Below are 19,253 nucleotides of genomic sequence, written 5' to 3'. Positions count from 1 at the left end.
CGCGAAGAATGCCCATGGCTCACACCCTACCCAATGCTGGCGCCCTTGCGGGCTGCAAGGTGATCGATCTGTCGCGCGTGCTGGGCGGTCCGTACTGCACGCAGATCCTCGCCGACCACGGCGCCGACGTGCTGAAGATCGAACCGCCCGGCGGCGACGAGACGCGCGGCTGGGGCCCGCCCTTCCTGGGCGAGACGGCCTCGTACTTTGTCGGCGTGAACCGCAACAAGGACGGCATGACGCTGGACCTGTCGCAGGCCGCCGGGCAGGAACTGCTGCGCCACCTGCTGGCCGACGCCGACGTGCTGGTCGAAAACTTCAAGCCCGGCACGCTGGAAAAGTGGGGTTTGGGCTACGAAGACCTGAAGGCGGCCTTCCCCGCGCTGATCCATTGCCGCGTGAGCGGCTTCGGATCGGACGGCCCGCTGGGCGGGTTGCCCGGCTACGACGCCTGCGCGCAGGCGATGTGCGGGCTGATGAGCGTGAACGGCGATGCGGACGGCGAAGCGACCCGCGTGGGCCTGCCGGTCGTGGACATGGTGACGGGGCTGAACGCGGCGGTGGCGATCCTGCTGGCGCTCAACGAGCGCACGCGCAGCGGGCTGGGCCAGTTCCTGGACATCACGCTGTACGACTGCGCGCTGTCGCTGCTGCACCCGCATGCGCCGAATTACTTCTACAGCGGCAAGGTGCCGCAGCGCAGCGGCAACGCGCACCCGAACATCGCGCCATACGAAACCTTGCCCACCGCCAGCGGCCCGATCTTCCTGGCCGTGGGCAACAACCGCCAGTTTGCGATGATGGCGCAGACGCTGGATGCGCCGGCGCTGTCGGCGGATGCGCGCTACGCCACGAACGCGGACCGCCTGCGCCATCGCCAGGCCCTGCGCGACGATCTCACCGTCCTGCTGGCCCGCCACGATGCCGCCGCGCTTGCCGACCAGCTGCTGCGCGCCGGCGTGCCCGCCGCCGCCGTGCAGACGGTTGACCAGGCGCTCGCGCATCCCCATACGCGGCACCGCGGCATGGTGCTGGAACAGGGCGATTACAAGGGAGTGGGTTCGCCCATCAAGCTGTCGCGCACGCCCGCCACGCTGCGCAAGCTGCCGCCGGACCTGGCGCCGCCCGCCGGCCAGGACTGACCGCGCATCGATGACCCGCCCGGCGCCCGCCGGGCTTTTTTTTGCGCGCTCCCCCCCTCGCAACAACTTAGACATTTGGTTTCAGCAAGCCGCCCGATTGCCGCCGTAGACTTTTTTTGCACCTCGCGTCGCATCTGCACGCTTTCCCGAGCCACATAAAAGGCGAGCCACATAAGAGGAAATAAAAGACTATGGCCACGAACGACTCACAAGACCACGGTCAGCTCAAACGGGTGATGGGCCCGAAGCTGCTGCTGCTTTTCATTGTTGGCGACATCCTGGGCACCGGCGTCTACGCGCTGACAGGGCAAGTGGCCGCGGAAGTCGGCGGGGCGGCATGGCTGCCGTTCCTGGTCGCCTTCGGCGTGGCGCTCCTGACCGCGCTGTCCTACCTGGAACTTGTCACGAAATACCCGCGCGCCGCGGGCGCCGCGCTCTACGTCCACAAGGCGTTCGGCCTGCACTTCCTGACGTTCATCGTCTGCTTCACCGTCATGTGTTCCGGCCTGACGTCCGCGGCCACCGCCTCGCAGGCCTTTGCCGCCAACCTGTTCGCCGCGATGGGCATCGAGGCCGAAAAGCACTGGATCACGCTTGGCGCGCTGGGCTTCATGACGCTGGTCATGCTGGTCAATTTTCGTGGCGCGACTGAAAGCGTTCGCGCCAACGTCGTGCTCACGCTGATCGAGCTGTCGGGTCTGCTGATGGTCATCCTGCTGGGCTTTTATGCGATGTCAGACGGCCAAGCGGACTTCTCGCGCGTCGTCGCATTCGACACGCCCGAGGACAAGAGCGTGTTCCTGGCCGTGACCTCGGCCACGGCGCTGGCGTTCTTCGCCATGGTCGGCTTCGAGGATTCGGTCAACATGGCCGAAGAGACGCACGATCCCAGCCGTATCTTTCCGAAGGTCATGCTGACCGGCCTGGGCATCACGGCCGTCATCTACGTGCTGGTGTCGATCTGCGCCGTTGCGCTGGTGCCGGTGGGCGAACTGGCCAAGAGCAGCACGCCGCTGGTGCTGGTGGTCAAGCGCGCCGCGCCTGATCTGCCCGTGGAGTACATCATGCCGATCATCTCGATGTTCGCCGTGGCGAACTCGGCGCTGATCAACATGATGATGGCCAGCCGCCTGTTGTACGGCATGTCGCGCCAGGGTGTGCTTCCGTCCTTCCTGGCGCACGTGCACCGCAAGAACCAGACGCCGTGGACGGCCATCCTGTTCACGACGGCGCTGGCCTTCGGCCTCATCATCCTGGTCTCGCTGACCGACTCGCAGGCGATCCGCGCGCTGGGCGGCACCACCGCGTTGCTGCTGCTGGGCGTGTTCGCCTTCGTGAACGTCGCGGTGCTGGTGCTGCGGCGCGACAAGGTCGAACATAAGCACTTCTCCATCAACCGCATCGTCCCGTGGCTGGGCGCCGCGGCATGCCTGTTCCTGGTGACGCCGCTGACGGGCCGTGACGTGATCCAGTACCAGGTCGCCGGCTGGCTGCTGCTGCTGGGCGTGGTCATGTGGTTCGTGACCTGGCTGGCGCGGCGCCGCGAGGCCAAGATGGAACTGGACCCGTCGGCGCTGGAATGATGCGTGGCGTCAGCCGCCCACCGCCAGCCCTTCGCGGCGCGGGTCCGCGCCGCCCTCCAGGCCCTTCGCATCGATGACGATGCCGTGGATGCCGCTGGGAAACTCGGTGATGCGCACCGGGTGTCCCATGCGCTCCAGTTCCGGCGCCAGCGCTTCCAGCGCCGTTCCCTTTTCCAATTCGGTTTCCTTGTTGCGGCTGCCGAAGTTGGGCAGGTCGATCGCCGACTGGATATCGAGATTCCAGTCCAGCACGCCCACGAGCGTCTTTGCGACGTAGTTGATGATCGCGCTGCCGCCCGGCGAGCCCACCAGCAGGTAGGGCTTGCCATCGCGTAGCACCATCATCGGCGCCATCGAACTGCGCGGGCGTTTGCCCGGTTCGATGCGGTTGGCGACGAGCCGGCCTTCGGGGTCCTTGAACGACGATGAAAAATCCGTCATCTCGTTGTTCAGCAGAAAACCCCGCACGAAGATCTTGCTGCCGAATTCGCTTTCGATGGTGGTCGTCATGGTGAGCGCGTTGCCTTGCGCGTCAACCGCCACGAGATGGCTGGTGGACGGCACTTCCAGCGCATTGTCCTTGCCCAGCGACAGCAGCTTGCCTTCCGGGTCGCCCGGCAGCGCGACCTTCATGCTGCGATCCGGCTGGATCAACGCGCCGCGCGCGCGCAGATACGCCGGGTCCAGCAAGGCGCGCACCGGCACGCGCACGAAGTCCGGGTCGGCCACGTAGAAATCGCGGTCGGCAAAGGCCAGCCGGCCGGCTTCCGAAAAATAATGCACCGCCTGCGCCGTGCCGGGCGCGTAGCTGCTTAGCGGAAACTGCTCCAGCTCGCCCAGCATCTGCAGCACGGCGATGGGCCCGCTGCTGGGCGGGCCCATGCCGCAGAGCTGGTAGCCGCGATACGCGCCGCACACGGGATCGCGCGGCTTGGCGCGATAGTCCGCAAGATCCGCAAGGGTAAGGTCGCCCGGCTTCTCGTGCCCCTGCACGGCGGCCACGATGTCGCGCGCGATGTCGCCCTGATAGAACGCATCAGCGCCTTGCGTTGCGACCGCGCGCAACGTGCGTGCGAATTCCGGGTTCTTCAGCACGTGGCCCACCGGCCAGGGCGTCCCGTCCGGCGCATAGAAATACGCGGCCGCCGCGGCCTGCTGCGGCAGCGCCTTGTTGCCGGCCAGCAGCAAATGCAAACGCGGCGACACCGCAAAGCCCGATTCCGCCAATTCAATGGCCGGCTGGAACAGATCGGCCCACGGCAGCTTGCCGTGCGCCTTGTGCGCCAGTTCCAGGCCGCGCAAGAGGCCAGGCACCGCCACCGACATGCCGTTGTTGACGGCCTGCACAAACGGCAGCGGCTTGCCCTCGGCATCCAGGAAGCGATCGGGCCGCGCGGCCGCGGGCGCGGTCTCGCGGCTGTCGATGGTGCGGATCTGGCTGTCCGCCGCGGAGTACAGCACCATGAACGCGCCCCCGCCGATGCCCGACGATTGCGGCTCGACCAGGTTCAGCACCAGCTGCGTCGCAATGGCGGCGTCCACCACGCTGCCGCCGCGCCGCAGCATGGCTTCGCCCGCGCGGCTGGCCAGCGGATTGGCCGACACCATCATGAAATGGGGCGCGCGCACCAGCTGGCGGGCCTGGACGCCACTGGCGGCTTCCGGATTGATGTCCTCGGCAGCGGGCGGCGTGCGCGCCCAGCTGGCGGAAACGAACGGCAGGCCGGCTATCGCGGCGGCGAGCAGCAGGGCGGCGTGGCGGCGTAGGCGCATGGATGGCTCCGGTGATCGCCGGACACCCGGCTGGCGTCCATGATAGTCAAAGGGCCGCGCCGCTGTCGCGCGGCAGGCGCCCGGTGCGCGCCATCCGGCTTAGAATCGCGGTTTCGGATCCCCCCCATCTGCGCCATGCGCCTGCGCCACATCGAGATATTCGAAGCGATCCGCCGCACCGGATCCCTGACCGAAGCCGCCGCCGCGCTGCACATTTCGCAGCCCGCCGCCAGCAAGCTGCTGGCGCATGCGGAAAGCCAACTGGGCTTCAAGCTGTTTGACCGCGTGAAGGGCCGGCTGGTCGCCACGCGCGAGGCCGAGATCCTCACGCCCGAGATCGCGCGGCTGAGCCAGGACCTGAACAGCGTGCGCCGGCTGGCGACCAACCTGCGCGACCGTCCCAACGGCCATCTGCGCCTGGGCTGCGCGCCGGCGCTCGGCCTTGGCCTGTTGCCCGGCGTCGTACGCGACAGCCGCAATGCGCAGCCCGGCATCACCTTCGACATCCACACGCACCACAGCGCCGAGCTGGTGCAAGGGCTGCTGACGCGCGAGCTGGACCTGGCGATCACGTTCGACACCAACGACTATCCCGGCCTCACACGCATGGGGCTGGGGCACACGGAACTCGTGCACCTGAGCCGCAAGCCCGGGCAGGGGCCGCTAAGGCTGTCGGCGCTGGCTGACGCAGCAGATGCCACCGAATCCGGCGACACGCTCATCGTGCTGGACGCGGGCGACGCGTCCGGGGCATTGCTGCAACTGGCGCTGGACGCGCAGGGCCTGGCGCCGCAGGTCGCGATCCAGGTGCAGACGCATTACGTGGCCTGCGCGCTGGTCGATGCAGGCTGCGGCGACGCCATCGTCGACGCCATCACCGCGCGGGCGATGCTGCGGCCGGGCATGACGCTGCGCCGCCTGGAACCCGCCCTGCGCGTGCCGATCAGCATCATGACGCGCAACCAGGATCCGCTGTCGGCGCTGCATCGTGACCTGATCGAACGCCTGCGCGCGGCCTGCGCCGCGCTGCTGGAAGGCCTGGACACGCCGGCCTGACAAGCCGCGCGCGGCCGGCAAAGCAAAACGCACTACGCACAACGCACAACGGGCGCCCGAAGGCGCCCGTTGTTGTGTCGATGGGGGCAGACTGTGCCGCCCCGCGCAGCATCAGTCCAGCTTGATGTTCTGCTTCTTCACGACGTCCTGGGCCCAGTTGAACTGTTCCTGGATTTCCTTGGCGAACTCTTCCGGCGTGTTGCCCGACGGCGCCGAGCCTTGCTCGTCCAGCGCCTTGATGACCTTCGGGTCCTTCAGGGCCACGACGGCGGCGTCACGCAGCTTGTTCACGACTTCCATCGGCGTTCCCTTGGGTGCCAACAGGCCATACCAGACGGGCTGGTTCAGCACGGGGAAGCCGGCATCCTTGAAGGTCGGAACGCCCTTCATCGTGCCGATCTGCTCGGGCCACGCGATGGCCATGGCGTTCAGCTTGCCCGCCTGGATCTGCGGCATCGAGGACGGCAGGTTGTCGAACAGGATTTCGATCTGGCCGCCGACGGCATCAGCCAGCGCCGGGCCCGAACCCTTGTAGGGCACGTGCACGATGTCGGTGCCGGTGGCCATCTTGAACGATTCGCCCATCAGGTGCAGCACGCCGCAGGTGCCCGAGCTGCCATACGAATACTTGCCCGGGTTCTTCTTCAGCTCTTCGATGAAGCCCTTGAAGTCCTTGGCGGGGAACTTGGGGTTCACGGCCACGACGTTGGCGGTGTTGGCGAAGTTGGTGACCGGCTGGAAGTCCTTGATCGGATCGTACGGCAGGTCCTTCGGACGGCATGCCGGGTTCACGGCCATCGTGGAGACGGTGGCGATGGACAGCGTGTAGCCGTCCGCCGGCGCACGCGCGGCTTCGGATGCACCGATGGCGCCGCCGGCGCCGCCCTTGTTTTCAACGACCATCGGCTGGCCGAGTTCCTGGCTCATGCGCTGCGTCACGAGGCGCGCAATGATGTCCGTGGAACCGCCAGGCGCGAACGGAACGATCACGCGGATGGCCTTGCTGGGGTACTTGTCTGCGGCGTGCGCGACCGAAGCGCCCAACGTGCCGGCAGCACCGGTAGCAAGGGCGATGGCCACTGCCAGGGAGCGGACCTTATTCATAGTTGTGTTTCCTCCAAGATTGCGAGCCCGTGTGTAGACGGACCGTTGTGTGATGTGCCCGCCTGTAGACGGACCAGCAGATAACGGTGCGGGCGCATTGCTTGTGCGCAGCGTTTACACGCCGCATTTATAGGTTGCTTGTGGCACACGCGCCCGCCAGAATGACGGAGAATAGCAGCAAATGCTTACACCCGCATAGCGCGCCGGACGCCTCCCGGCGCCAGACGAAAACCCACGCCTTTATGTCTGTAGCACTCCTGGTTCTCCCCGATTTCATGCTGGTCGCGCTAGGTTGGGCGCTACGTCACAAATTGGGTTTCTCACGCGAGTTCTTTGCCGGCACGGAACGCCTCGTCTACTTCGTGCTGTTCCCCGCGCTGCTGTTCCAATCGATCCTGCGCACGCCCATCACGGCGGGCAATGCGGCGCTGCTGCTGCAGGCCACCGCGGCGGTCGTGGCGGCCGGCGTGGCAATGGCGTGGCTGGCGGGCCTGGCGCTGCGGCCCTCGTCGCTGGGCCTGGCCTCCTCCGCGCAATGCGGATACCGCTTCAACACCTATATCGGCCTGGCGCTGGCGGCCAGCCTGGCGGGCGCGCAGGGTCAGACCGTCATGGCGCTGATTGTCGGCTTCGCGGTGCCCATGGCCAACATCGCCGCCGTCTACGGCCTGGCGCGCCACAGCGGCGGCAACCTCCTGCGCGAGCTCGCGCGCAATCCGCTGGTAACGTCCACCTTGCTCGGCCTGGCCTGCAATCTGGCGGGATTGCAGCTTCCCGGCCCCGTCGACACGGTGTTCGCGCGCTTGGGCGCCGCTGCGCTTGCGCTGGGCATCATCTGCGTGGGCGCCAGCCTGGCCTGGGAAGGCGGCAAGGGCTACGGCACGCTGATCGCGTGGATGCTGGCGGTCAAGCTGGTCGCGCTGCCCGCGGTCGCGCTGCTGGTGGCGCACCTGCTCAACCTGCCCCCGCTCGAAGCGCGCATGCTGCTGCTGTTTGCGGCGCTGCCCACGGCGTCGGCCGCGTACGTGTTGGCGATGCGCATGGGCGGCGACGGCCGCATGGTGGCCGTGCTGATCTCGCTGGGCACGTTGTTTTCGGCGGTCACGATTCCGATGTGGCTGCTGCTGGCAGGCCGCGGCTAGCGTTCGCGCAAAAAAATGGCCGCCCCGGCAAGGGCGGCCATCTTCATGGCGCAGGTAACGCGGGGCGGCTTACGACGGCTTGTGCGCGTTCGTCATCGAGCCCGGCACGACCCATTCGGCAAACTGCGCTTCGGTCACAAAACCCAGGGCCAGCGCCGATTCCTTCAGCGACAGGCCTTCCTTGTGCGCCTTCTTGGCGATCTGCGCGGCCTTGTCGTAGCCGATGTGCGGATTCAGCGCAGTCACCAGCATCAGCGAACGATCCACCAATTCCGCGATGCGCTCGTGGTTGGGCTCGATACCCGCGGCGCAATGCTGGTCGAAGCTGGCCATGCCGTCCGTGAGCAAACGCACCGATTGCAGGAAATTGTGGATGACCAGGGGCTTGTAGACGTTCAGCTCGAAGTTGCCGCTGGCGCCGCCGATGTTGATGGCCACGTCGTTGCCCAGGACCTGCGCGGCCAGCATCGTGATGGCTTCGCACTGCGTCGGGTTGACCTTGCCCGGCATGATCGAGCTGCCCGGCTCGTTCTCGGGAATGCTGATCTCGCCCAGGCCCGAACGCGGACCGCTCGACAGCCAGCGCACGTCGTTGGCGATCTTCATGAGACCCGCCGCCAGCGACTTCAACGCGCCGTGCGCGAACAGCAGCGCTTCGTGCGAAGCAAGCGCCTGGAACTTGTTGGGCGCCGAGACAAACGCCGTGCCGGTGGCATGGGCCAGTTCGGCCGACACCTTGGGGCTGAATTGGGGGTGGGCGTTCAGGCCGGTGCCCACTGCCGTGCCGCCGATGGCAAGCTGGTGCAGGCCCGGCAGCGTGGCGCGGATCTGCTGCTCGGCCAGATCCAGCTGCGCCACGTAGCCCGACAGTTCCTGGCCCAGCGTCAGCGGCGTGGCGTCCTGCAGGTGGGTGCGGCCGATCTTGACGATGTCGTAGTACTTGGCGCTCTTGGCCGCCAGCGTGGCGCGCAGCGCCTTCAGCGACGGCAGCAGGCGGTGCTCGACTTCCACGGCGGCTGCCACGTGCATCGCGGTCGGGAAGGTGTCGTTCGACGACTGCCCGCGATTGACGTGGTCGTTCGGGTGTACCTTGCGCTCTTCGCCGCGCACGCCGCCCAGCAGTTCCGAGGCGCGGTTGGCCAGCACCTCGTTCATGTTCATGTTGCTTTGCGTGCCCGACCCGGTCTGCCAGACGGACAGCGGAAACTCGTTGGGCCACTTGCCCGCGACCACCTCGTCGGCAGCGCGCATGATCGCGTCGGCAATCTTGGCGTCCAATTCGCCCAGGTCGGCATTGACCTTGGCCGCCGCGCGCTTGAGCCGCGCCATCGCATTGACCAGCGGTTCCGGCATCTTTTCGGTGGAAATCGCGAAGAAATGCAGGGAGCGCTGGGTCTGGGCGCCCCACAGGTGGTCTTCCGGCACCTCGATGGGGCCAAACGTGTCTTTTTCGATCCGGGTCTTCATGGCGCGTACAACTCCGTGGCGGCGTCAGTCGCGGGCGGCGGGAAGCCGCCAGTTGCGACATTATTGAGAATAGCAATCGTTATAGGTTAGCAGAAACCCGCATTCCTATAATTGCTCCCATCTGTGCTCCGATCCTCGTTTTTTACCACTGCTCCCGCGCCATGTCCGCCCCTCTCGCCACCCTGACTCTGCACCTGCCCGACGAAGCCGCCACCGAGGCGCTGGCACGCCAGCTTGCGCCCATGGTGACCGGCGCCCAAACCGGCCTGCCAGGCGCATGTATTCACCTTCAAGGGGACCTCGGAGCAGGAAAGACGGCCTTCTCCAGGGCATTGTTGCGGGAAAGCGGCATCACAGGCCGAATCAAGAGTCCAAGCTACGCGCTGCTTGAATCCTATAAAGTTTCTAACTTATACTTCTATCACCTTGATTTTTATAGATTTAGTGACGCGCGTGAATGGTTGGACGCAGGATTCCGAGATTTACTGCGTGACGACGCAGTCGTTTTGATCGAATGGCCGGAGCGGGCGGAAGGTCTTTTGCCCCCGCCCGATCTGCTGATCTGCCTGGTTTATGCAGGCGACGGACGTGACGCCACCCTGACCGCGTACACCGCCCGAGGACAAACATGGTTGAACGCGATTGTCCCCCCGCCCCTGACGGCGCCCTCCCCTCGGCAGGCGCCACCCGCCGACGCCTGATCAGCGTCGCCGCCACCCTGCTCGTCCTGCCGGTCGTGCCTCGGCTGGCGCAGGCCGCAACGATCCTGGCCGTCCGGACCTGGCCGGCCGACGAATACACCCGGGTCACGCTGGAACTCGACAGCGAGCTCAAGGCCGAACAATTCACCCTCGAAAATCCCCACCGCCTGGTGGTCGATATCGAGGGACTGACCATCAGCGCCGCGTTGAACGACCTGGTCTCCAAGGTCCGGCCCGACGATCCCTACATTCAAAGCCTGCGCGTGGCGCAGAACCGCCCGAACGTGGTGCGGCTGGTGTTCGACCTGAAGCAGCCCGTGGCGCCGCAGGTGTTCACGCTCAAGCCGGTTGCCGATTACCAGTACCGCCTGGTGCTCGACCTGTATCCCAAGATCGCGCAGGATCCGCTGATCGCGATCCTGAACAAGTCCAGCGGTCCCGACGTGGACGATCCGCTGGCGCGCATCCTTGAAGACATCCAGCGCAATCCGGTGACCCGCGCGGACCCGCCCGAGCCGCCGCGCGTGCGCGGCCAGCAGCCGGCGCCCGCCCTGCCCACCCCGCCCAAGCCCCCCGCCACCGCCAGCCGCGGCAAGCCGCGCATGCTGACCATCGCGCTGGATCCCGGCCACGGCGGCGAAGACCCGGGCGCCATCGGTAAATCCGGGCTGCGCGAAAAAGACGTGGTCCTGCGCATCGCGCGGCGCCTGAAGGCGCTGATCGACAGCCAGCCCTACATGCGCGCCTACCTGACGCGTGACGACGATTACTTCGTGCCCCTGCACGTGCGCGTGCAAAAGGCCCGCCGGGTGCACGCGGACCTGTTCATCTCCATCCATGCGGACGCCTGGGTCAAGCCCACCGCCAACGGCTCCTCGGTGTTTGCGCTATCCCAGCGCGGCGCCACCAGCGCGCAGGCCCGGTGGATGGCCGACAAGGAAAACGCGGCCGACCTGATCGGCGGCGTCAACCTGGGCAGCCACGACCGCCAGGTCGCGAAGGTGCTGCTGGACCTGTCCACCACGGCCCAGATCAATGATTCGCTCAAGGTCGGCAACGCCTTCCTGGACGAGATCAAGAAGATCAACCGTCTGCACAAGAACAGCGTCGAGCAGGCTGGCTTTGCCGTGCTGAAGGCGCCTGACATCCCCTCGGTGCTGGTCGAGACCGCCTTCATCAGCAATCCGCAGGAAGAAGCGCTGCTGCGCAGTTCGTCGCACCAGGACAAGCTGGCGCAAGCCATGATGACCGGCATCCAGCGTTACTTCACGGCGAATCCGCCGTTGGCGCGATTGGGCGACGTGAGCTAGACGGGTTCAGGACACATGCCGGGGTTCATATCCCGGCCCATGAAAAAAGGCGATGCACCCTCGGGCGCATCGCCTTTTTGTTTCAAGCGTGGCGCGGACGTTATTGCGTCCGGCGCGCGCGCACCAGCTTGAGGACGCCCGCGGCCACCACCGGCACGATGGCCGCCGCCAGGCCCACCAGGACGATGGTGTTCAGGTGATCGCGGATGATCGGGATGTTGCCAAAGAAGTAACCCGCCGCCACCAGGCTGATCACCCACAGCAGCGCGCCCGTGATGTTGAACAGCTGGAAGCGCGCCATCGACATCTCGGCCACGCCCGCCACAAACGGCGCAAAGGTGCGCACCACCGGGATGAAGCGCGACATGACGATGGTCTTGCCACCGTGCTTTTCGTAGAACGCGTGCGTGCGCATCAGCGCGCCACGGTCCAGGAAACGCAGGTTCATCGAGAACACCCGGGGCCCGATGTAACGGCCGATGGCGTAGTTCAGCGAGTTGCCGGTCACGGCGGCGATGATGAGCAGCACCGATATCATGACGGGGTCGATATGCCCCGTCGCGCCGAAGGCCCCGGCGATGAACAGCAGCGAGTCGCCCGGCAGGAAGGGCAGCACGACCAGCCCCGTCTCCGCGAAGACGATGAGAAACAGCACCAGATACACCCACACGCCGTACTGCTCGACCCAAAGGCCTAGCGTCTGGTCGATGTGGAGCACCATATTGAAAAACTCAAGCATTGAAGCGGCCCCGATATCCGATGGGAATTTGTCAGCGACTATAGCCGACCGGGGCATGACGCTAAAATCGTCCGCACTGCTACATAAGATCTGGGCCACATGACCGAACGTCGTTCCATCCTTGCGCTTCCCGACCTGCTGATCAGCCAGATCGCCGCTGGCGAGGTCATCGAGCGTCCCGCGTCCGTGCTCAAGGAAATCCTGGAAAACGCCATTGACGCGGGCGGGCGCGCCATCGAGGTCCGCCTCGAAGGCGGCGGCATCCGCCGCATCGCCGTCACGGACGATGGCGGCGGCATCCCGCCCGAAGAGCTGCCGCTGGCGCTGGCCCGCCACGCCACCAGCAAGATCCGTTCGCTGAACGAGCTGGAATCGGTGGCCTCGATGGGGTTTCGCGGCGAAGCGCTGGCGTCGATTGCGTCGGTGGCTCAGGTTTCCATCATTTCCCGCACCCGCGATGGCGACCATGCCTGGCAGATCGACGCGGGCAGCATGCAGGTCGGCCCCGCGTCCGGCCCGCCCGGCACCACGGTCGACGTGCGTCAGCTATTCGACGCCGTGCCGGCCCGCCGCAAGTTCCTGCGGTCCGAAGCCACGGAATTCGGCCATTGCGTCGACGCCATGGAGCGCATCGCGCTGGCGCATCCGCAGATCGCCTTTCGCCTGTTCCACCACGACCGCGCGCAGCGCCAGTGGCTGCCGGCCGACCCGCCGCAGCGCATCCGCGACGTGCTGGGCGCCGAGTTCGCCGAGCACGGGCTGCTGCTGTCGCATTCGGTCGGCACGGTCAGCCTGGCCGGCATGATCACCCGTCCGACCGCCGCCCGCGCCCGCGCCGACCGCCAGTATCTGTACGTGAACGGCCGCTACGTGCGGGACCGCACGGTCAGCCACGCGCTGCGTTCTGCCTATGCCGACGTGCTGCACGGCGACCGCCAGCCCGCGTACGTGCTGTTCCTGGACATCGACCCTGCCGCCGTGGACGTGAACGTGCATCCGGCCAAGCACGAGGTCCGTTTCCGCGATAGCGGCGCCGTGCACCGCTTTGTCTCGCATGCGGTCGGCCAGACGCTGGCCCAGATGGGCGGATCCTCGGCCGTGGCGCCCGCGGGGCATGCCGAAGACGCCGAATTCGAAACCGTGGCGCGTCCGGCGGGCGAAGCGGCCCCGGCCGATTCCGCCGCCACGGCTGACCGCCCGGCGACGCCGCCCGCGATGGAATCGCCGCGCCAGGGCTATGGGGGCATGAGTGGTGGAATGAATGGCGCCACGGCCGGCGGCTCGAACGCCAACGCTTACTCTGGCGCGAGCGGCTCCGGCAACGGCGCCCCCTACGGCCTGCGCCCCTCGCCCGCCGCCCAGCGCCCGCACACTCAGGTTCCGTTCCGCCTGCACGCCGAACCGGCCGGGATTCCCGCCGCCGACTGGCAATCGCTCTATCGCCCGCTGACCGACGACACCGCGGCCCGCGCCGCGCCTCTGCGTGAACCGTCGCCGGCGCCCGCCGCGCTGCCCGCCGACGAGGAACACCCGCTGGGCATGGCGGTGGCGCAACTGCATGGCGTCTACATCCTGGCCCAGAACCGCCGCGGCATGGTGCTGGTGGACATGCACGCCGCCCACGAGCGCGTGGTCTATGAACAGCTCAAGCAGGCCCTGGACGCGCGCAGCCTGCCGCGCCAGGATCTGCTGGTGCCCGTGGTGTTCCACGCCCAGGAAAAGGATGTGGCGCTGGTCGAGGAGTTCGAAGAACAATTGAACAACCTGGGTTTCGAGATGCGCCCATCCGGCCCCACCTCGATCGCCGTGCGGTCGGTGCCGGCCATCCTGGCGCGCGGCGACATCGAAACCCTGGCCCGCGCCGTGCTGCGCGATCTGGGCGCCGTCGGCGTCTCGCGTCTGCTCACCGAACAGCGCAACGAACTGCTCTCGACCATGGCCTGCCACGGGTCCGTGCGCGCCAACCGCAAGCTCACGCTTGAAGAGATGAACGGCTTGCTGCGCCAGATGGAAACCACGGAACGGGCCGACCAGTGCAACCACGGGCGGCCCACCTGGGTGCAGTGGTCCATGTCGGACCTGGACAAGCTTTTTCTGCGCGGACAGTAGCTTGCCGTCTGCCCAATCTCCCGCATCGCTCCCGGTCATCTGCCTGGCCGGTCCCACCGCGGCCGGCAAGAGCGCGTCCACGCTGGCGCTGGCCGAGCGCTGGCCGCTCGAAATCGTCAACGTCGACTCGGCCACCATCTACCGGGGCATGGACATCGGCACGGCCAAGCCCTCGGCGGATGAGCAGGCGCGCGTGCCGCAGCATCTGCTGGACATCCTGGATCCCGCGCAGTCGTACTCGGCCGCGGAATTCCGCACCGACGCGCTGCGCCTGATCGGTGAAATCCGCGCGCGCGGCCGCATTCCGCTGCTGGCGGGCGGCACCATGATGTATTACAAGGCGCTGCGCGACGGCCTGGACGACCTGCCGCAGGCCGATCCGGCCCTGCGCGCCGAACTTGAAGCGCGCGCCGCCCGCCTGGGCTGGCCCGCGCTGCACGCCGAGCTGGCGGCGCTGGACCCCGTCACCGCCGCGCGCCTGGCGCCCAACGACAGCCAGCGCATCCAGCGCGCCCTGGAGATCTGTCAGCTTGCCGGGCAGCCCATGTCGGCACTGCTGCAGCGGGCCGAGCGCAAGCCGGACGACGACGCCAACCGCTACCTGACCATCAGCCTGGAACCCTCGGACCGGGCCGCGCTGCACGCGCGCATCGAACAGCGCTTTGACGCCATGCTGCGCCAGGGCCTGCTCGACGAAGTGCGCGGCCTGCACGCGCGCGCCGACCTGCATCCGGGCCTGCCCTCCGTGCGCTGCGTCGGCTACCGCCAGATGTGGGCACACCTGGACGGCGAGATCGACCTGGATACCGCCCGAGAACAGGGCATCGCGGCGACGCGGCAGCTCGCCAAGCGCCAGATCACCTGGCTGCGCGCGCAGCCCGAACGCGTGATCGTGGACTGCCTGGCCGCCGACGCCGTCGCGCAGACGATCGACGCGGTGGCGGTGGCGCTGGCGGACTGACGGGCAGCGCCCCGCACGCGATACCCCAAAAAAAAATGACCGCCATCACGGCGGTCATTTCATTTCAGCGCAATCGCCGCGGCGTCACACCACGAAGGTCTGCGCCATGCCGGCTTCCTGGGGCACGATCTCGCCCAGCTTGCTGACCGTCTCGCCCTGCTCGCGCAGCGTGGCGGCAATGGCGTCGGCCTGGGCCGGGTCCACCACCAGCACCATGCCGATGCCGCAGTTGAAGACGCGGTACATCTCGGTGTCCTCGACGCCGCCCTGCTCCTGCAGCCACTGGAACAGCTTGGGCATTTCCCAGGCGTCGCGGTGCAGCTTGGCGGCCAGGCCGTCCTGCAGGATGCGCGGCACGTTGTCCAGCAGGCCGCCGCCCGTGATGTGGGCCAGGCCCTTGATCGCCGTGCCGTGCTTGGCCAGCGCGGCCAGCACCTGCTTGACGTAGATGCGGGTCGGGGCCATGACCACGTCGACCATCTTCTGGCCGTGGAAATCGTCGTCCGGCTTGGCGCCGGCGCGTTCCAGGATCTTGCGCAGCAGCGAGTAGCCGTTGGAATGCGCGCCGCTGGACGCCAGGCCCAGGACCACGTCGCCCGCCTTGATGGACTTGCCGTCGATGATCTTGGACTTTTCCACCGCGCCCACCGCGAAGCCGGCCAGATCGTATTCGCCGTCCGGGTACATGCCCGGCATTTCGGCGGTTTCGCCGCCGATCAGCGCGCAACCCGACAATTCGCAGCCCTTGGCAATGCCGCCCACCACCGCCGCCGCCGTGTCCACCGACAACTTGCCGCAGCCGAAGTAATCCAGGAAGAACAGCGGCTCGGCGCCCTGCACCAGGATGTCGTTGACGCTCATGGCGACCAGGTCGATACCCACCGTGTCGTGGCGGTTCCAGTCGAACGCGAGGCGCAGCTTGGTGCCCACGCCGTCGGTGCCGGAAACCAGCACGGGCTCTTTATACGTCTTGGGCACTTCGAACAGGCCGCCAAAGCCGCCGATACCGGCCAGCACCCCGGGGCGCATGGTGCGCGCGGCAAGGGGTTTGATTCGGTCGACCAGGGCGTCGCCTGCGTCGATGTCGACACCGGCGTCGCGGTAGGTCAGGGGGGCTTTAGGTTGGTTCGTCATGAGAAATGCCGTGGGGTATGTAACAATTGCTGGGATTTTGGTGGAACGCCCTGCATTTTACGATGCCGCGGGCGCGGAGGGGCGCGAGAGGGCGCAAACCCAAGCCAGGCCAAGCGTTCGGACGCGACACCATCGCCTCAGGTGGTTTAAAGTGTAGGGTTGGCCGGTATTGATTTTGCCAGTTTCTATTTGGCCCGTGTATTACCGATTTTTCTTGGCTTTTTGCGGCGCCCCTGAAAAGCCCGATTGCTAACTCTCATGAACCGCCAGCTGCTGCTCGACGTTCTCCCCGCGCCAGCGCCCTCGCTGAACAACTACATCGCCGGCCCCAACGGAGAAGCGGTGGCAGCCGTGCGTGCGCTCAAGCCCGGACGGGCCCTGTACATCTGGGGCGCCGCCGGCTGCGGCCGCACCCACCTCTTGCGCGCGCTGACCGCCCGGCCCGATGCCGTCTACGTCGACCCGGCCAACGGCGAAAACATGCTGCGCCGCCTGGCCGAAGCCGATTCCAAATCGCCCATGCCCAAATTCGTGGCGGTCGACGACGTGCATCGCATGGACGACAGCCGCCAGGCCGCCCTGTTTGCGCTGTACAACCGGTGGCGGGAATCCGCGGCCACGCAGCGGGCGTTTGCGCTGGCGCTGGCCGGCGACCGCGCGCCGCTGTCGATGCCGCTGCGCGAAGATCTGCGCACGCGCCTGGGCTGGGATCTGGTGTTCCGCCTGGATCCGCTGTCCGACGCCGACAAGCTGGCCGCGCTGTCGGCGCAGGCCGCCGAACGCGGGCTGCACCTGGCGCCCGAAATCATCAACTGGATGCTCACGCACCACGAACGCGACATCCGCAAGCTTGCCGCGTTGCTCGACGCGCTGGACCGTTACTCTCTGGCCACCGGCCGCCCCATCACCCTCCCCCTGCTGCGCGCCATGCTCGCAGATCCTGATTCACAACGCACATGACCACCCGACGTCTCGCCCTGTTCGACCTGGATCACACCTTGCTGCCGCTCGACAGCGACTACCAATGGGCCGACTATCTGGCGCGCACGGGCCGCGCGGGTGATCCCGTCGAAGCCCGCCGCCTGAATGACGATCTGATGGACCGCTACAACCGCGGCGAACTCACGGCCGAACAGGCCGCCGAATTCATGTTGGGCCTTCTGGCCGCGCATTCGCCGTACGACCTGGCGGCATGGCACGAAACCTTCATGGGCGAAGTCATTCGCCCATCCATCACGCCGGCTGCCCGCGACCTCGTCGACAGCCACCTCGAAGCCGGCGACCTCTGCGCCATCGTCACGGCCACCAACAGCTTCGTCACCGCCCCGATCGCCCGCGCCTTTGGCGTGCCTCACCTGGTCGCGACCGATGCCGAGTACCTGCGCGGCCGCTACACCGGCCGCATCCTGGGCACGCCCAGCTTCAAGGAAGGCAAGGTCGTGCGCGTCAACGACTGGCTGGCCGGCATGGGCCTGGGGCTTGCGGATTTCTCCGAATCGTTTTTCTATAGCGATTCGGTCAATGATGTGCCGCTGCTCGAAAAAGTGACCCGTCCGATTGCCGCCAACCCCAGCCCCACCCTGCGCGCCATTGCGCAGGAACGCGGCTGGCAAGTGATCGACCTGTTCGACCACATGGAAGATTCGAAGTCCTAAATGATCACTGAAACCATAAGAAAATTCGTCGGCCGGCTCTTCGCGCCGACACCCAAGGGGCCGTTGCGCATCGGGCGCGACAAGCACGGCATCGACCGCCGCAACGTGTCGCGCCACGCCATCAAGGTGTGCGAGGTGCTGCGCCAGCATGGCTACGAAGCCTATATCGTCGGCGGCGCGGTGCGCGACCTGATCGTCGGGCTGGAGCCCAAGGACTTCGACGTGGCCACCAATGCCACGCCTGAACAGATCCGCCCGCTGTTCCGCCGCGCGCGCATCATCGGTCGCCGCTTCCAACTGGTGCATGTGGTGTTCGGCCAGGAGATCATCGAGACCTCCACCTTCCGCGCCCCCGCCTCGGAAGACCAGGAGACCGACGAGCACGGCCGCATCCTGCGCGACAACGTGTTCGGTTCGCAGGAAGAAGACGCCAAGCGCCGCGACTTCACCATGAACGCGCTCTACTACGACCCGCACAACGAGGAAGTCATCGACTACCACGATGGCGTGGCCGACCTGAAGAAGCGCCAGATCCGCATCATCGGCGACCCCGTCAAGCGTTACCGCGAAGACCCGGTCCGCATGCTGCGCGCGGTGCGCTTTGCCGCCAAGCTGAACGGCACGATCGACCCGGCCACGCGCGAGCCCATCAGCACGATGGCCGACCTCATCGAAAACGTGCCGGCCTCGCGCCTGTTCGACGAGATGCTCAAGCTGCTGACCTGCGGCCATGCCATGGATTGCCTGCGCCAGTTGCGCGCCGACGGCCTGCACAACGGTCTCTTGCCGCTGCTGGACGTGGTGCTTGAGCAACCCGGCGGCGAACACTTCGTGGAACTGGCGCTGGAACGCACCGACGCGCGCGTGCGTGCCGGCAAGACCATCAGCCCCAGCTTCCTCTTTGCCGCGCTGCTGTGGCAGCAGGTGGACGTGCGCTGGAAACAGTTGCGCGCCCAGGGCGAGCACACCATCCCCGCGCTGTCGACGGCCGCGGATTCGGTGCTGGACGAACAAACCGAGAAGCTCGCCATCCAGCGCCGCTTCTCGTCCGACATGCGCGAAATCTGGTTCATGCAGCCGCGTTTCGAGCGCCGCATGGGCAAGACCATCTACCGCATGATCGAGCAGCCGCGCTTCCGCGCCGCCTGCGACTTCCTGCAGCTGCGCGCCGCCGCCGGCGAGTTCGACAGCGTGCTGGCGCAGTGGTGGATGGATCTGGCCAACGCCGACGACGCGACCCGCGCCGACATGATCGAGGAAATCTCGCGCCAGCCGCGCGAAGCCGCCGATGCGGCCACGGGCACGGGCGCTCCCGCGCGCCGGCGCCGCCGTCCGCGCCGCAGTGGCCCGCGCAGCGCGCCGGGCACCGAGTAATCC

General features: G+C 67.0%; 16 protein-coding genes. 11 read left to right on the top strand and 5 right to left on the bottom strand.

Going from position 1 to position 19,253, the window contains the following annotated elements:
• Positions 1 to 14 precede the first annotated feature (14 nt).
• Together CLM73_RS04515 and CLM73_RS04510 are read left to right on the top strand one after the other, a co-directional pair.
• Positions 15 to 1,142 carry a CaiB/BaiF CoA transferase family protein gene (locus CLM73_RS04515; RefSeq protein ID WP_105237485.1) on the top strand — a complete coding sequence of 376 codons (1,128 nt, stop codon included), beginning with the start codon at positions 15 to 17 and terminating at the stop codon, positions 1,140 to 1,142.
• A gap of 191 nt (positions 1,143 to 1,333) precedes the next feature.
• Positions 1,334 to 2,725: an APC family permease gene (locus CLM73_RS04510; RefSeq protein ID WP_105237484.1), complete on the top strand. Its 1,392-nt coding sequence runs from the start codon at positions 1,334 to 1,336 to the stop codon at positions 2,723 to 2,725.
• 9 nt (positions 2,726 to 2,734) lie between these two features.
• Here the strand turns inward: CLM73_RS04510 and ggt are convergent, their stop codons facing one another.
• Positions 2,735 to 4,498 carry a gamma-glutamyltransferase gene (gene ggt / locus CLM73_RS04505; protein ID WP_105237483.1) on the bottom strand — a complete coding sequence of 588 codons (1,764 nt, stop codon included), beginning with the start codon at positions 4,496 to 4,498 and terminating at the stop codon, positions 2,735 to 2,737.
• A 135-nt stretch (positions 4,499 to 4,633) separates the two neighbouring features.
• Here ggt and CLM73_RS04500 point away from each other — a divergent pair, with 135 nt between their 5' ends.
• Positions 4,634 to 5,554: a LysR family transcriptional regulator gene (locus CLM73_RS04500; RefSeq protein WP_105237482.1), complete on the top strand. Its 921-nt coding sequence runs from the start codon at positions 4,634 to 4,636 to the stop codon at positions 5,552 to 5,554.
• 111 nt (positions 5,555 to 5,665) lie between these two features.
• Here the strand turns inward: CLM73_RS04500 and CLM73_RS04495 are convergent, their stop codons facing one another.
• Complete coding sequence (locus CLM73_RS04495; RefSeq protein WP_105237481.1) at positions 5,666 to 6,658, bottom strand: tripartite tricarboxylate transporter substrate binding protein BugE; 993 nt, start codon at positions 6,656 to 6,658, stop codon at positions 5,666 to 5,668.
• Between the two features lie 242 nt (positions 6,659 to 6,900).
• On the opposite strand from CLM73_RS04495, the gene CLM73_RS04490 reads away from it, so the two are divergent.
• Positions 6,901 to 7,800, top strand: a complete 900-nt coding sequence (locus tag CLM73_RS04490; RefSeq protein ID WP_105237480.1) for an AEC family transporter — start codon at positions 6,901 to 6,903, stop codon at positions 7,798 to 7,800.
• A gap of 69 nt (positions 7,801 to 7,869) precedes the next feature.
• Here the strand turns inward: CLM73_RS04490 and fumC are convergent, their stop codons facing one another.
• Positions 7,870 to 9,267, bottom strand: coding sequence for a class II fumarate hydratase (fumC, locus tag CLM73_RS04485; protein ID WP_105237479.1), 1,398 nt, complete (start codon positions 9,265 to 9,267; stop codon positions 7,870 to 7,872).
• Between the two features lie 161 nt (positions 9,268 to 9,428).
• Here fumC and tsaE point away from each other — a divergent pair, with 161 nt between their 5' ends.
• Both tsaE and CLM73_RS04475 read left to right on the top strand, forming a co-directional pair.
• Positions 9,429 to 9,968: a tRNA (adenosine(37)-N6)-threonylcarbamoyltransferase complex ATPase subunit type 1 TsaE gene (gene tsaE / locus CLM73_RS04480; RefSeq protein WP_105237478.1), complete on the top strand. Its 540-nt coding sequence runs from the start codon at positions 9,429 to 9,431 to the stop codon at positions 9,966 to 9,968.
• A complete protein-coding gene (locus CLM73_RS04475) occupies positions 9,896 to 11,278 on the top strand; it encodes an N-acetylmuramoyl-L-alanine amidase (protein WP_158685825.1) in 1,383 nt (460 codons plus the stop codon). The genes tsaE and CLM73_RS04475 overlap by 73 nt, the downstream gene beginning before the upstream one ends.
• A gap of 100 nt (positions 11,279 to 11,378) precedes the next feature.
• Here the strand turns inward: CLM73_RS04475 and CLM73_RS04470 are convergent, their stop codons facing one another.
• Positions 11,379 to 12,017 carry a VTT domain-containing protein gene (locus CLM73_RS04470; RefSeq protein ID WP_105237477.1) on the bottom strand — a complete coding sequence of 213 codons (639 nt, stop codon included), beginning with the start codon at positions 12,015 to 12,017 and terminating at the stop codon, positions 11,379 to 11,381.
• Between the two features lie 99 nt (positions 12,018 to 12,116).
• Between CLM73_RS04470 and mutL the strand changes: the two genes are divergently transcribed.
• Positions 12,117 to 14,126 carry a DNA mismatch repair endonuclease MutL gene (gene mutL / locus CLM73_RS04465; RefSeq protein WP_105237476.1) on the top strand — a complete coding sequence of 670 codons (2,010 nt, stop codon included), beginning with the start codon at positions 12,117 to 12,119 and terminating at the stop codon, positions 14,124 to 14,126.
• A 1-nt stretch (position 14,127) separates the two neighbouring features.
• Complete coding sequence (gene miaA / locus CLM73_RS04460; RefSeq protein ID WP_105237475.1) at positions 14,128 to 15,087, top strand: tRNA (adenosine(37)-N6)-dimethylallyltransferase MiaA; 960 nt, start codon at positions 14,128 to 14,130, stop codon at positions 15,085 to 15,087.
• A gap of 84 nt (positions 15,088 to 15,171) precedes the next feature.
• Here the strand turns inward: miaA and purM are convergent, their stop codons facing one another.
• Positions 15,172 to 16,221 (bottom strand): phosphoribosylformylglycinamidine cyclo-ligase, encoded by a 1,050-nt coding sequence (gene purM / locus CLM73_RS04455; protein ID WP_056569039.1) that lies wholly within the window; start codon positions 16,219 to 16,221, stop codon positions 15,172 to 15,174.
• Between the two features lie 258 nt (positions 16,222 to 16,479).
• On the opposite strand from purM, the gene hda reads away from it, so the two are divergent.
• The 3 genes from hda to pcnB are packed head-to-tail and all read left to right on the top strand — an operon-like array spanning position 16,480 to position 19,250.
• Positions 16,480 to 17,181: a DnaA regulatory inactivator Hda gene (hda, locus tag CLM73_RS04450; RefSeq protein ID WP_105237474.1), complete on the top strand. Its 702-nt coding sequence runs from the start codon at positions 16,480 to 16,482 to the stop codon at positions 17,179 to 17,181.
• Positions 17,178 to 17,876, top strand: a complete 699-nt coding sequence (locus tag CLM73_RS04445; RefSeq protein ID WP_056569045.1) for an HAD family hydrolase — start codon at positions 17,178 to 17,180, stop codon at positions 17,874 to 17,876. Before hda ends, CLM73_RS04445 begins: the two co-directional genes overlap by 4 nt.
• Entirely contained in the window at positions 17,877 to 19,250 is a 1,374-nt protein-coding gene (gene pcnB, locus CLM73_RS04440; RefSeq protein ID WP_105237473.1) for a polynucleotide adenylyltransferase PcnB, read from the top strand.
• Positions 19,251 to 19,253 lie beyond the last annotated feature (3 nt).

This window comes from Achromobacter spanius (assembly GCF_002966795.1).
Taxonomy (GTDB): Bacteria; Pseudomonadota; Gammaproteobacteria; order Burkholderiales; family Burkholderiaceae_B; genus Achromobacter; species Achromobacter spanius_D.
The sequence above is the reverse complement of the archived record's forward strand: the minus strand, read 5'-3'. Positions and strand labels throughout refer to the sequence as shown.